The organism is Empedobacter sp. EJD.6dd, from assembly GCF_057369435.1.
The window spans coordinates 2,892,799-2,906,051 of the sequence record NZ_CM170667.1; the positions used below are offsets into that span (position 1 = coordinate 2,892,799).

Here is a 13,253-nt window from a genome sequence, read left to right on the forward strand (position 1 = left end):
TTAAATTAGTTTTTATATCTTGTTCAACAGATTCTAAAAAAATGAAAAAAGTTCTTATGTTGAAATTGACATTTAGTATGCTTATATTTTCGTTATTTTCTGTTTCTGCTTTTGCGCAAGATGCAGATAAAATTATCGAAAATCATATTCAGAAAACAGGAGGAGAAGCAGCTTGGAATAATTTAAATAGTATTATCCTAAAAGGAGAAGCAATTATAAATGTAGGAGATTCTTATTCCATGATTGTTTATCATCAGCGTCCATATAATAAAAAAGTGGTGTTTGTGATGAATGGAAAAGAAATCTTGAATGAAGGTTATGATGGTAAAATAGGATGGACATATAGCGAAGTTGCTAAGAAAAATGTCGCTGTTAAAGATTATAAGCCAGATTCTTTTGACTCTGATGTTCTGAAATACAAACAAAAAGGATTTAAGGTAAAATACTTAGGTATTGATAAATACGATCAAAATAATAGTTGTTACAAAGTAGAATTAACAAAAAACACCAATTCAACAGTTTATTGTTTTGATAAAAATTCATATGAAATCGTAATGGAGAAAAATAAAGATGAAACGCTTTATTACTCCAACTTTAAAACATACAATGGATTATCTTTCGCTACCAAAGTTGTAGGCAAACCTACTGAGGGAGGAGAATATGTGATAAAATTTAATGACATAAAAATCAACCCAGCAATCGATAAGAAACATTTTAAATTCTAAATAAAAAAAGTGATTCAAATAAGGATCACTTTTTTATTTCTATTAATTTATACTGCTTAGGTAGTATAAGTTTTTTACTTTTGTCTCTAAATGAAGAAATTAAAATATGGCTTTAGATTCTATATTTGATCAAAATAGAAAGTACGAGAAGAGCTTTTTGCTAAGATTGTTAGAAAAAGCAAGAAAGGATTATCCAGATTCAATTTCTTTTATTGATGACCTAATCTCAAAACTTCAAAATAACATAACCTACCGATTAATTTTTCGAGAAGAACTTCAAAAAACCTTCGGAAAAATTAATATTGTAAGCTATTTGGTGGATAGCGGAATTCATTTAGAAGATAATTTATTATCAATTTTCCGTAAGAAAATTATGGATTCTCTTTTACCAGATATTGAAGATAACAATGAGTTGACTTCTGTAGTGAACGAAATTTTTTATAATTCTAAAAACTTACAAGCAATTCGAATAATTCCTCGTGATAGATGGAAAAAACTTTTCGAAGTTTTATATCAAGATATCGAACCAGAGAATTTTAAAGGAAATGTAAATAATATTCAAAATCAATTATTACAAGCAATTTCTATTCTTACAGTTCGTATTACTGGAGGTTTTTCGGATAAAGAAATGATGCGTTATAGTAATGAGGTAAATTATTTAGATAATCCTTTCTCTAAACTTTCAATGCAGATTAGTAACATTATCGAAAGTCCACAAGCTGGATTTGATATGTTAGAAATTAAAGAAAGTATATCGAAGTGTAAGCATTTATTAAATGATATTTTAACGCAAAAAGATTATAAAGGAATTTCGTTGAAAGTCGCGTCTAAGATTAACCGTTTACAACAACAATTGGTTCGTTTACAAACGATTCTAAATAGCTTTAACGAACTGAAATTGCACGGAATAATTTCGTTTTATAGTCTTGCGACTAAGAAATGGGTTGAATTTTATGCACCAAAGAACTTTATGAGTAATCAATTAGGTTCAACAGTGTATCTGATAACTTTTTTGGTGACATATCATAACGGAATTACGGGAGAAAAGTACATTACCCAAACAGCAAAAGAATACAATAAAATGTTCTGGACAGCTTGTGGAGGAGGTTTTATAGTTTCTTTCTTATGTTTTATCAAAACAGGAATTGGAAATATACACGATACTTCGCCTTTATTCAAAGCATTTTTCTTCAGTATAAATTATGCGGTTGGTTTTTGTACTATTTACCTTACACATATGACACTTGCAACGAAACAGCCTTCTATGACAGCGGCTCGTCTTGCACGTTCATTGGTTCCAACATCAGGATCAGAATTAAATGTAAAAGATTTTACCACCTTATTTGCACAATTGGTAAGAAGTCAAATGATTGCTTTCTTAGGAAATGTTGTGGCAGGTTTTGTCGTTTCATTAGGAATATTTTATTTGTTGAATCAAATTTTAGGATTTGAAGTAATCAAATATTCTAAAGCTTATCATTATTGGGAAGAAGTGGTGACGATGGATTGGCATATTTTTTACTTTGGAGCAATTGCTGGAGTTTTCTTATTCCTTTCAGGATTAATTTCAGGAATGACAATTAATAGTCAACGTTTTCATAATATTCCAGAACGTATTTATAATCATCCAATTCTTAAAAAATCGTTTTCAGAACGTAGAAGAAGAAGAATTTCGAATTGGTTCGAAAAAAATATGGGTGGTGTAGTCGGAAATGTAGCATTTGGTTTTATGATGGGATGTGCCTTTTTGATAGGAGATTTTACAGGACAACCTTTTGACATACGACACATTACTTTCGTTTCAGGAAACTTCGCTATTGGTATTGGAGGAATGGGGTACCATTTTGATATTGGACCAATGATAATTGGTTTTATTGCAATTTTTATGGTAGGATGGAGTAATTTCTTGGTTAGTTTTATCTTATCATTGTTAATGGCGATGAGGTCTAATAATATTCCTTTTTATAAGATTTTTACGATGATTTCTCATACATTAAAAGCATTTTTCCGAAATCCATTACCATTTTTTGTTCCACCTCTTTGGACAAAAAGAAAAGAAGAAGCTTAATAAGAAAATGGAAACAAATTTAGAAAAACAATTACGTTACGATAAAGCTTATCTTAAAATGGCTTTTGAGTGGGCTAATCTTTCTTACTGCGAACGAAAAAAAGTTGGTGCAATTATTGTTAAAAATCGAATGATTATTTCTGATGGTTACAATGGTACACCAAGTGGTTTTGAGAATAAATGCGAAGACGAAGCAGGTAATACAAAATGGCATGTTTTACATGCAGAAGCAAATGCAATTTTGAAATGTGCAACCTCTACGCAGTCTGCAGAGGGCGCAACATTGTACATTACACTTTCACCTTGTACAGATTGTAGTAAATTAATTTTACAAGCTGGGATTAAACGCATAGTTTACATTCAGCAATACAAAGATTTGTCAGGATTAGAGTTTTTAGAAAAAGCAGGAATTACTATTCAGCATATTACAGAAGAAGAATTATACAGTTAAATGAGAAGTTTTTTCAAAGTTATTAATATCATATTGGTTGTGATGATTATTTTCTTGATCGGTTTTATGGTTGGGAAAAAATACGACTTTGCGTTCGATGAAAACAAGGATATTGTAGGTTTGCAATATTCAGATAACGAACAAAAAATTCGTCGATTAGTTTCTTTGATAGACAACGAATATGTAAACGATGTAAATTCTGATAGTTTAGTTGATGATGCTATAAACTATATGGTTGGTAAATTAGATCCACATAGTACTTATATTGACAAAGCTTCTGTGCAAAAGGCAGAAGAACAGTTGAAAGGAGAATTTGTTGGAATTGGCGTTCAATTTAGAATGTTAAATGATACAATTGTTATTGAAAGAACACTTCCTGGAACGTCTAATTATGGTCAGCTTCAATTTGGAGATCAATTAATTGCTGCAGATAATCAATCATTGATAGGAAAAGACAACAAAACGATAGAAAGTTTATTGAAAGGTAAAAAAGGATCAGAAGTTCAGATTTCTGTTATCAGAGATCAAAAACCACTTTCTATTACGCTAAATCGTACAATTGTTCCGTTGCCAACAGTTACAGGTAAACATATGTTGACAAATGACATTGGTTATTTAAAATTGACTCGCTTTTCTGAAAATTCAGCAAATGAAGTTCATCAAGGATTACAAGATTTATTGGATCAAGGAATGCAAACTTTGGTATTCGATTTACGCGGAAATCCTGGTGGAATAATGCATATAGCAGAAGAAATTGCCGATGAATTTTTAACGAAAAACGAATTAATTGTATATACACAAGATAAACAAAAACGAAAAAAATATATTTACGCAACGAACAAAGGTCTTTTCGAAAAAGGAAAAATTTATGTTTTGATGGACGAAAATTCTGCTTCTTCGAGTGAGATAGTTGCAGGAGCTTTACAAGATTACGGACGCGGAATTATCGTTGGTCGTCGTTCTTTTGGAAAAGGTTTGGTTCAGCGAGAAATTAATTTAGGTGACGATACCAAAGTTCGTTTAACCGTTGCAAACTATTACACTCCTTCTGGTCGATCTATTCAGAAACCTTTCGATAAAAAAACTGCTAAATATAGCGACGATTTATACAAACGATTAAAATCAGGAGAGTTATACAGTAAAGATTCGATTAAAATCAATAAAGAATTAGAGTTCACTGCACCTTCAGGTAAAAAAGTTTATGGAGGAGGAGGAATTATTCCTGATGAATTTGTTGCATTAGATACAAACTCAGTAGCGAATTGGTTGTATTATAACCAAGATTCAAATTATTTTGAGGACTTCTTATTCAAGAAAATTTATTCAATTCACGATTTCTTTATGTTTCATAATGAAACAATTTATCTAAAATATTTTAATGCAGGAATGTATAGAAAAGAGTTTTTAGGTGTTTTAGGAATTTCTTCAAATGAGTTCAATCCAATTTATTCACCAACTGTTGATAACTACATGAAAGCGACAATTGCGGGAAGTTTATATGGTTCGCGTGCATTTTATCAAGTTTGGATGCCAGAAGATGAAATGATAAAGCGTATTTTTGAACTTGAAAAAATAACGAAGTAAATGCTGTGGAAAGATGCTTTGTATGACTATCAAATGTATCTGAAATTAGAAAAAAGAGTTTCTGTCAATACAATTGAAGGTTATCTACGCGATATTCAAAAATTAATTAATTATTCAGATAAACAACCTTTGGATTATTCACAAGATGATTTGAGGGATTTTGTACACGATTTTGCGTCGAGTGATTATAGTGTTCGATCGCAAGCGCGAGTAATTTCTGGACTAAAAAGTTTTTTTGGTTACCTACAACTCGAAGATTTTAGAGAAGATAATCCAACTTCTTTGCTCGAAACACCAAAAATAGGAATGAAACTTCCTGATGTACTTTCGGAAAAAGAAATTGATAAAATGACCGAGGTTATTGATTTATCAAAACCAGAAGGACAGCGCAATCGTGCGATTATAGAAGTGCTTTATGGCTGTGGTTTACGCGTTTCAGAATTGATTAATCTTAAGATTTCTGATCTATTTTTTGATGAAGGATTTATTCGTGTGATTGGAAAAGGAAATAAACAAAGACTGGTTCCGATAAGTGATTATACGATAAAATATATTAACTTGTACAAGGATAGTATTCGTATTCACATTCCTATACAAGTTGGATTTGAAGATTTTTTGTTCCTAAATAGACGAGGTAAAAACCTTACACGAGTGATGATTTTTACAATTGTCAAAGAATTATCGATAATAGCAGGTGTTAAAAAAACAATTAGCCCGCATACATTTCGTCATTCTTTTGCAACTCATTTGTTGAAAAATGGAGCAGATCTTCGTGCAATTCAGTTGATGTTGGGACACGAAAGTATTACGACTACAGAAATTTATACGCATGTTGATCAAGAATTTATTCGAGATGCTATTATTAAATTTCACCCAAGAAATAAGTAGTTTAATCATCCTGAATCTGTTTCAGATTTTACATTAAATAGAAAAGAAATGATAAAATCATTCAAGTTTTGTCCCAATTGTGGACATACGATCGATCACTTTGACTTTAGAAAAATGACATGCAACAATTGCGATTTGGTCTATTATCAAAACGTAGCTGCTGCGGTGGCGGTTATTCTAAAAAAAGAAAATAAAATTTTGTTTACTGTTCGTAATAAAGAACCAAAAAAGGGAATGTTAGATTTGGCTGGAGGTTTTACAGATCCAGATGAATCGGCAGAAAGAACTTGTCAGCGCGAAATAGAAGAGGAGTTGGGGGTTGTAATTTCGATCGAAAATTTCAAGTATTTTTTATCTCAACCTAACACATACGAATATAAAGAAGTTCCTTATAAAACATGCGATTTAGCTTTTATTGCCGATTTTCCTGATGAAGAAATTATTCTTGAAAAAGATGAAATTGCTGAAGTAAAATGGATTGCTATTAACGAGATTAATTTAGATGATATAGGTTTCGATTCATTAAGAAAAGTAGTTGAAACATATATAAATTCTTTGAAATAATTCACATGATGTGATGTTGAAGTAAGTTCAATCTTACGCGATTTATTAACTTGAACTCGTTTCAGGTTCTCATCATTAAAATATTAACAATGAAAAAAATACTTTTATTAAGTGCTATTTTCCTAACAATAGTTTCGTGTAGCACGCAGAATGTAGCAGTAGATTATGACCGAGATTTTGATTTCGAAACTAACAAAACATACGTTTTTTCTCAAACTGGGAATTTAGGGTTGAATGATTTAGATTCTGCTCGATTATTTTCTTCGATAGAAAAAGGAATGTTGTATAGAGGTTTTCAGAAATCGAATGATGGTAATTTAATGGTTGATATTAAACCGGAAGAGTTTGTTTCGAAGCAGCAAAATTCTAATGTAGGTGTAGGAATGGGAACAGGTGGTTATGGATTTGGTGGAGGAATTTCTGTCGGAATTCCGATTATGTCTCAAAAATTAAATCAAAACTTTACAATTTCTATGTTTGATGAAGGTCGTTTAGTTTGGGAAGGAAAGCTTAAAATTCAAATGCCACTGAAAGCTTCTCCAGAAGTTCGTGCAGCAAATATTCAGAAAGGAGTAACGAAATTATTACAAAAGTTTCCCCCTAAAAAGAAATAAACTGAATGAATATTTTTAGAAAATATATGTATAGTGACAATGAAAATTCAATACTTTGGATGATTCCAATTATATTAATCTATTGGTTTTTTATTATCATTTTTAATGAGATTCAATATTTTCTTTATAGTATTTTTTTAGGAGGATTTTTAATTCTCGTATTTTTTAAAAAGTTATCTAAATATTCAATTCAAAAGAAAATAGTTTTAAGTTTAACCTTTTTAGTTATTATAAATATTTTCGTAGCAGGTGTTTTTTCTTTATCTCCTAAGTTGAAAATTATTGATTTTAAATTTTTAAATCCTGATTGGGTAGAAGTAGAAAATAATAAAATTACTGACTATAAAGCTTATTGGGTATATTGAACGAGAGGTTCAAGTTACGAAACAGCGGATGTTTCCTACATTTATAATAATTTTTATACGAGTACTGAAGAAAAAGTAGTTCACAGGGATAATTATTATTTTGATTTTAGAGATTCTGATGTAAGGATAAAAGAGATTAACGAATACATTGGTGAAAGGGTTTTAAATCGAGATTATTTGATCATGAATTCTTTAAAAGATCCGAAAGTAAGTAAATTATTTATATCAACAGATTGGATTAATTTAAAATATTCTGTCTTTTATTATATTGTTGTTAATATATCTTGCGTAGTTGTTTTTCCTTTTTCATATTTTATATATATTATATATAAAAGGAAAAAGAGGTTAAATGAATTTCAAAAAAAATATAAAGAAACCTTTAAAAAATAAATTTTAAAGGCTTTTTTTATATCTTATAATTTAAAAATCAATTCGTTTTCTTCTGATTGCTGAAGTTTAGATTTTTGTAAAAGTTTTAATGTTTCGGGTTGATTCGCATTTGCTTTTGCAGCAATTTTATCTAATTTCAATTCATTTTTTGCGTAATCTACAATGGCGTTCAAAATTTCTGTTCCGTAACCTTTGTTTTGAAATTTTCGTTTTAAACGAATGTTAATTACAGCACCATATTTTGTTTGACGCAAACCACCCCAACCAACAAATCGACCACTTTTTTTCTCATGAACACCCCAAAGGCCAAAACCATGCTCTTGGTAATGTTTTTCCATACTTTCTATAAAAAACTTCGCTTCGTCTTCAGATTTATAAGGTTTTTCGTTAACGATTTTCATCAATTCTTTGTCCGAATTCATTTGAAATAATTCAAATGCATCAATTTCGAAAAACTCTCGTAATACCAAACTTTTTGTTTCGCAAATAACTTTCATTAAAACTTTTTAGTTCTTGCAAAGTTACTTTGATTTAGAGAATAAAAAAAGTCTTACATTTTTGGTGTAAGACTTTTTTATAACTTATTTTTTAGTTCCGGTTTTTGCTGGAGTTGTTGTTTTAGGAGGCGTTGCTGTTGCATCCGAAACTTTTTGATTAATCTCTTGTGTTAAGATTTGTCTTTTTAGATTAAAGATTTCTGTATCTTTTTGGTCAATCTTTGCGTCCAAATCTTTTACTTTTTGAGTCAAATCAGCAACTTGTTTTTCTTTTTCGTTTAATTGAGTATAGAAAAGTTTTGATTTTTCTCCAGAACTATTCAAGGCTGAATACAATTCTTGTAAATTAGTATCATGCTCTTTCTGAGCCATTCTAATCATAGCTTGCGCATTGGTCAAAGCTGTATCTTTGATGTATAATTCGCTTTTAGCTTTTGCTAAATCTTTTTCAAGAGTTTCGATTTTCAAATTAGCTAATGTCAAATCTTTAGATGTGTTTGATTGACCGTCTAATGCTTTGTAGTAGTTAGCTTCCAATTCTTGGTGTTGTTTCTGAGGAACGCAACTTGCAATGGCAAAAAGTGTTAAACAACAAAGTACAATTTTTTTCATTTATATAATCTTAAACGTCTAATTCTAATAAAACGGGACAATGATCAGAATGTTTTGCTTCTGGTAAAATAGTCGCACGTGTCATATTTTTTTCTAATGTATTACTCACCATATTGTAATCAATTCTCCAGCCTTTGTTATTGTTGCGTGCATTTGCACGGTAAGACCACCATGAGTAATGATGAGGTTCTTTGACAAAATAACGGAAAGAGTCAATCATATTACATTCATCAAGAAAAGCAGTCATCCACTCTCTTTCTATAGGTAAAAAACCAGAAACTTTCGCATTACGAATAGGGTCGTGAATATCGATTGCTTCATGACATATATTATAATCACCACAAATTACAATGTTTGGATGAGAGATTTTAAGTTCTTTGATGTAATCTTTAAAATCTTCGCAAAATTGTAATTTAAAATCTAATCTATCAATATTTGTTCCGCTTGGTAAGTATAAACTAATGACAGAAACATTATCAAAATCAAGTCTCAAAACGCGACCTTCTCTGTCAATATAATCTATTCCAGTTCCTATTTGTACGTGATTTGGTTTTAGCTTAGAAAAAATAGCGACACCGCTATATCCTTTTTTCTCTGCAGCATGCCAATAAATGTGATAACCTAAATCTTCGAAAGGTTTTGTATCCACTTGTTCTTGCATTGCTTTTGTTTCTTGAATACAAAAAACATCTGGTTGTGCAGCCTCTAACCATTCAACCAAACCTTTGGTCATCGCAGCGCGAATTCCGTTTACATTGTAACTGATGATTTTCATAGTTAGCGAAATTACTAAATATTTGTATGGATTGATTTAGAAATTTGAATAAAGTGAATATTTTTTGTAACTTTTTTGAAGTTATTGCGTCTTAATAATAAAAGACATCAATATGAAATACATTTTTCTTCCAATTATCATATTCAGTTCGTTAGGATTTGCGAGTTGTTCGGTAGATTTAAATTCTAAATCACCAGTATCTAATTATTTAGATCGAGTAGATGCAAGTAGTAATACTGTTACAGAAGTGCGAAAGATCTCTTCTTTTGAAGGAATCAGTGTAAGCAGTGCAATAAGCGTGACTGTTTCTGATGGGAATTATAATGGTGAAATTTCTGTTGAAGCACCAGATAATATCATGAATAGAATCACGACTGAAGTAAAGAATGGTGTTTTGGTTATGAAAATTAATGGAACTGTAAATTTAAAAAATGCGTCTATTAAAATTAAATTTCCACATCAAAAATTACGCTCGTTTGATCTTTCAGGAGCAACCAATGTAACTGTTATTCCAACTCAAAAAGTAGAAAAATTAGCCGTGGATTTATCAGGAGCAAGTAATTTGAAATTAGATGTAGTTTCTAATAGTATTTCTGTTGATAATTCAGGTGCATCAAGTATGAAAATATCTGGAAATGTACAGGATTTAAACATTTCGGTTTCGGGAGCTTCTTCTTTTATAGGAAAAGAATTGAAAGCAGCGAATGTGGTTGTTGATTGTTCAGGTGCAAGTTCTACAACAGTGTGGGCTGTGAATAGTTTAACTGCTGATAGTTCTGGAGCGAGCTCTGTTCGTTATGTTGACGAAAATGGCTTGAAAACTAAAGTAAGTACTTCTGGAATGTCTTCTATAAAAAGAATAAACTAATAGTTTTTATTTAAACTATGCTCAGTTAATATTTAGTACATTAAAAAATCGGATGAATTTCATCCGATTTTTTAATATCTATTTTTTTTTTTAGAATTGCCAACCTAATGTCAATAAGAATAAATTGTTGTCTAATTTAACTTTAGGAGCATAAGTATTCGGTAAAGTAACAAAGTTGTTACTTGTGTCAATATAATCTGTTCCTCCAATTAACTGTTGGTATTTTTGTGTTTGATACTGGTAAGCAGCATCAATATAGAATCCTCCAAAATCATATCCTAAACCAAAACTTGCACGGTTGATATCTCCTTGAAATGCTTTCGATAAAACAGCTGAATTTGTTACGATATTGTTTTCGTTTGCTAAATCGATTGTGAAATCTTTGTACGGAGAAGTTACATAGTTATAACCTGCTCTTACTTTGAAACGATCGATACGATATTCGGCACCAACTCTAATTTCACTTGAGTTTTTCACGAAATCATTGATGAAGTTGTTTGAAGCAGAAAAGCTGTTTGCTGGTTTTAATTTGGTATCATTGTTCATGTGATACGTATAATCAGCACCAAGTGATAAATTTTTACCAACTACAAATCCTAAACTTCCTACAAAGCGTCCACCACGTGTCATATCATAATCAGAAGAATACATATAATAAGAATCAACACTTGTTGATGTGCCATTATTAATAAAATTTGCTGCGTAATAATCTTCTGCAATGTTGTACCAAACTGGAGAATGGTAAGCTGCACCTAAACGTACATTGTGATTCACTTTGTAAATCGCACCTAAAGAGATAGAGAATCCTTGTCCAATTTCACTATAGGGAGCGCCATCTGCATTGTAAACATAGGTTTGACCATTGTTGTCATCACGTTCCGCATATTGTTCGAAACCAGAATAATTGGTTTCATGAAAGTTTAAACCAAAACCTAAGTAGACTTTATCATCATAACTTGTACCTAAGTTAACCGAGAATTTCGATTTGTATCCGTCAATATCTTTAATGTAGCCATTAAAAGTTCCGTCTGGATTAGAAAATTTAATTCCTTCATTCGTTCCAATTGTTGAATAATTATCTAAACGTTGATTTAGATAAGCTACACCAACTGTAAAACGATTCCATTTTGAAGCTTCATTTGCAAAAACGAATGTTCCTCCAAATTGTTGGAAATCAAAATTGCTTTCAGATTCTTTTAATTTTGTTCCGAAGGTAGTCGTGTTGTTAAATGTAGAAACACCAGCTGTCACTTGTACATCAGAATTAATTGCAACACCTAATCCAGCAGGATTTTGTTCTACTGAATTGATATCACTACCTAAAGCACCAACAGCTCCACCAACACCAATATATTTTGCATTTCCACTATTTATATCTTGTGAATATAAATTAATAGCATTTGTAGAATATTGAGTTTCGTAACCTTTACCTTGTTGTGCAAAAGCCAATGCACCAACTAAGGTGCAAAGGCTTGTTATTATTTTTTTCATTATTTATTATCTAAATCAAATTATCTTCTTCCGCCACCACGAGATCCACCGCCTCCCATGCTTCCACGAGAACCACCTCCCATGCTTCCGCTACTCATACTGCTTCCTCTACTTGGAGCAGGAGTTGAGTAAGTAGGACGAGAATTGTTCATGCTACCTCTATCATAGCTTCTGCTTGGTTGTTGGTATTGTTGTGCTTCTCTTGTTGGTCTTGTGTTGTAAGTTGGCTGTTGAGTTTGAGCTGGTCTAACTTCACGAGTTGGACGAGTGTTCATTTGGTCTTGATTAACAGACGGTCTTACTTCTCTAGTAGGACGTGTACTGTTCATTTGACTTTGATCAACACTTGGTCTAACTTCACGAGTTGGACGAGTCGTATTGTTTTGTCCTTGTCCAACAGATGGTCTTACTTCTCTAGTAGGACGTGTACCATTCATTTGACTTTGATCAACACTTGGTCTAACCTCACGGCTTGGTCGTGTAGTCGTGTTATTGATGTTACTTCCTCTTGAAGGTCGAATACCATTTGAGATCTGATTATCTCTATTAAAACTACCTATTGGACGAGTAGAATTAATCGTATTGTTTAAACGACCACCATTTCTGTAGCCTGGTTGAGAGTAAATTCCTCTTGGACGATTATATCCGTAATATCCATTGTAATAACCTGGATATCCATACCAATTATTCCATCCATAGTAACCACCATAGTAAGGTCTGTTCCATCCCCAACCATAGTATCCGTTGTACCAAGGATCATTCCAACCCCATCCGAAAGAAATTCCAAAACCATTTCCGTACCATCCTCCATACCAAGGATTGTAGTATCCCCAACGATAAGGATTATAGAAACCTCCCCATCCGTAGTTATACCAAGGATAATTGTTCCAAATGTTAATTTCTACACCATCATTTCTTCCCCAGTCATAATTACTAGATCCGTTTAAAGAAAGTGTATAATCATTGTTTCCAAAATAATTATATCCTCCTAAACCGTACCCGTTAATTTTAACTTTTGTTGTAGATTTGTCAGAAGTACCATTTTGTGTACTGTCCGCATCGTCTTGGTAATAAAATTGTTCAGCTCCATTTCCTTCAGCATCAAAGTAAGGACTACCAATTTTTATTTCACCAGGATTATCTTGTTCACCTTGCTCAGTACCATATTGTGGTTGAGCTTGTTGATATGTTTTATCTGTTTTCGGGTTATAATAAACACCGTCGCTTTCGTAACCACTTGGCTGATAAGTCGAACAAGATGAAATTCCTAAGGCAGCTACCACAATTAGAGTAGTTGCAGAAATTTTATTAGAAATTTTATAAACTTTGTTCATAATTATAAATTTACATCGTTTGTAATA

14 protein-coding genes are annotated in these 13,253 nt (G+C 31.6%); 9 read left to right on the forward strand and 5 right to left on the reverse strand.

Annotated elements, in window-relative coordinates:
- Nucleotides 1–41: 41 nt before the first annotated feature.
- The 8 genes from AC2I98_RS13540 (at nt 42) to AC2I98_RS13575 (ending at nt 7,259) form a co-directional block, all read left to right on the forward strand.
- The gene (locus tag AC2I98_RS13540; RefSeq protein WP_486412189.1) at nt 42–725 is read left to right on the forward strand and encodes a LolA family protein; all 684 of its coding nucleotides are present in this window, start codon (nt 42–44) and stop codon (nt 723–725) included.
- Between the two features lie 106 nt (nt 726–831).
- Complete coding sequence (locus AC2I98_RS13545; protein WP_486412190.1) at nt 832–2,793, forward strand: site-specific recombinase Gcr; 1,962 nt, start codon at nt 832–834, stop codon at nt 2,791–2,793.
- A gap of 7 nt (nt 2,794–2,800) precedes the next feature.
- Nucleotides 2,801–3,244, forward strand: coding sequence for a deoxycytidylate deaminase (locus tag AC2I98_RS13550; RefSeq protein ID WP_486412191.1), 444 nt, complete (start codon nt 2,801–2,803; stop codon nt 3,242–3,244).
- Nucleotides 3,245–4,828: a S41 family peptidase gene (locus AC2I98_RS13555; RefSeq protein ID WP_486412192.1), complete on the forward strand. Its 1,584-nt coding sequence runs from the start codon at nt 3,245–3,247 to the stop codon at nt 4,826–4,828.
- Nucleotides 4,829–5,716, forward strand: a complete 888-nt coding sequence (xerA, locus tag AC2I98_RS13560) for a site-specific tyrosine recombinase/integron integrase (RefSeq protein ID WP_486412193.1) — start codon at nt 4,829–4,831, stop codon at nt 5,714–5,716.
- Nucleotides 5,717–5,764: 48 nt separating this feature from the next.
- Complete coding sequence (locus AC2I98_RS13565; RefSeq protein WP_486412194.1) at nt 5,765–6,280, forward strand: NUDIX hydrolase; 516 nt, start codon at nt 5,765–5,767, stop codon at nt 6,278–6,280.
- Between the two features lie 89 nt (nt 6,281–6,369).
- The gene (locus AC2I98_RS13570) at nt 6,370–6,894 is read left to right on the forward strand and encodes a DUF4136 domain-containing protein (RefSeq protein WP_486412195.1); all 525 of its coding nucleotides are present in this window, start codon (nt 6,370–6,372) and stop codon (nt 6,892–6,894) included.
- Between the two features lie 5 nt (nt 6,895–6,899).
- Complete coding sequence (locus AC2I98_RS13575) at nt 6,900–7,259, forward strand: hypothetical protein (protein WP_486412196.1); 360 nt, start codon at nt 6,900–6,902, stop codon at nt 7,257–7,259.
- A 413-nt stretch (nt 7,260–7,672) separates the two neighbouring features.
- Here AC2I98_RS13575 and AC2I98_RS13580 read toward each other — a convergent pair whose 3' ends face one another.
- The 3 genes from AC2I98_RS13580 to AC2I98_RS13590 form a co-directional block, all read right to left on the reverse strand.
- Nucleotides 7,673–8,146: a GNAT family N-acetyltransferase gene (locus AC2I98_RS13580; protein ID WP_486412197.1), complete on the reverse strand. Its 474-nt coding sequence runs from the start codon at nt 8,144–8,146 to the stop codon at nt 7,673–7,675.
- 84 nt (nt 8,147–8,230) lie between these two features.
- The gene (locus AC2I98_RS13585) at nt 8,231–8,758 is read right to left on the reverse strand and encodes a hypothetical protein (RefSeq protein WP_486412198.1); all 528 of its coding nucleotides are present in this window, start codon (nt 8,756–8,758) and stop codon (nt 8,231–8,233) included.
- 10 nt (nt 8,759–8,768) lie between these two features.
- Entirely contained in the window at nt 8,769–9,533 is a 765-nt protein-coding gene (locus tag AC2I98_RS13590) for an exodeoxyribonuclease III (protein WP_486412199.1), read from the reverse strand.
- A 112-nt stretch (nt 9,534–9,645) separates the two neighbouring features.
- Here AC2I98_RS13590 and AC2I98_RS13595 point away from each other — a divergent pair, with 112 nt between their 5' ends.
- Nucleotides 9,646–10,401: a head GIN domain-containing protein gene (locus tag AC2I98_RS13595; RefSeq protein ID WP_486412200.1), complete on the forward strand. Its 756-nt coding sequence runs from the start codon at nt 9,646–9,648 to the stop codon at nt 10,399–10,401.
- Between the two features lie 90 nt (nt 10,402–10,491).
- Here the strand turns inward: AC2I98_RS13595 and AC2I98_RS13600 are convergent, their stop codons facing one another.
- On the reverse strand, nt 10,492–11,892 hold the full coding sequence (locus AC2I98_RS13600) for an OmpP1/FadL family transporter (protein ID WP_486412201.1): 1,401 nt from the start codon (nt 11,890–11,892) through the stop codon (nt 10,492–10,494).
- A gap of 20 nt (nt 11,893–11,912) precedes the next feature.
- Complete coding sequence (locus AC2I98_RS13605; RefSeq protein WP_486412202.1) at nt 11,913–13,226, reverse strand: hypothetical protein; 1,314 nt, start codon at nt 13,224–13,226, stop codon at nt 11,913–11,915.
- Nucleotides 13,227–13,253: the final 27 nt, after the last annotated feature.

Coding starts and splice junctions, on each gene's coding strand:
- AC2I98_RS13540 (WP_486412189.1), top strand. CDS start 42: ATGAAAAAAGTTCTTATGTTGAAATTGACATTTAGTATGCTTATATTT.
- AC2I98_RS13545 (WP_486412190.1), top strand. CDS start 832: ATGGCTTTAGATTCTATATTTGATCAAAATAGAAAGTACGAGAAGAGC.
- AC2I98_RS13550 (WP_486412191.1), top strand. CDS start 2,801: ATGGAAACAAATTTAGAAAAACAATTACGTTACGATAAAGCTTATCTT.
- AC2I98_RS13555 (WP_486412192.1), top strand. CDS start 3,245: ATGAGAAGTTTTTTCAAAGTTATTAATATCATATTGGTTGTGATGATT.
- xerA (WP_486412193.1), top strand. CDS start 4,829: ATGCTGTGGAAAGATGCTTTGTATGACTATCAAATGTATCTGAAATTA.
- AC2I98_RS13565 (WP_486412194.1), top strand. CDS start 5,765: ATGATAAAATCATTCAAGTTTTGTCCCAATTGTGGACATACGATCGAT.
- AC2I98_RS13570 (WP_486412195.1), top strand. CDS start 6,370: ATGAAAAAAATACTTTTATTAAGTGCTATTTTCCTAACAATAGTTTCG.
- AC2I98_RS13575 (WP_486412196.1), top strand. CDS start 6,900: ATGAATATTTTTAGAAAATATATGTATAGTGACAATGAAAATTCAATA.
- AC2I98_RS13580 (WP_486412197.1), bottom strand. CDS start 8,146: ATGAAAGTTATTTGCGAAACAAAAAGTTTGGTATTACGAGAGTTTTTC.
- AC2I98_RS13585 (WP_486412198.1), bottom strand. CDS start 8,758: ATGAAAAAAATTGTACTTTGTTGTTTAACACTTTTTGCCATTGCAAGT.
- AC2I98_RS13590 (WP_486412199.1), bottom strand. CDS start 9,533: ATGAAAATCATCAGTTACAATGTAAACGGAATTCGCGCTGCGATGACC.
- AC2I98_RS13595 (WP_486412200.1), top strand. CDS start 9,646: ATGAAATACATTTTTCTTCCAATTATCATATTCAGTTCGTTAGGATTT.
- AC2I98_RS13600 (WP_486412201.1), bottom strand. CDS start 11,892: ATGAAAAAAATAATAACAAGCCTTTGCACCTTAGTTGGTGCATTGGCT.
- AC2I98_RS13605 (WP_486412202.1), bottom strand. CDS start 13,226: ATGAACAAAGTTTATAAAATTTCTAATAAAATTTCTGCAACTACTCTA.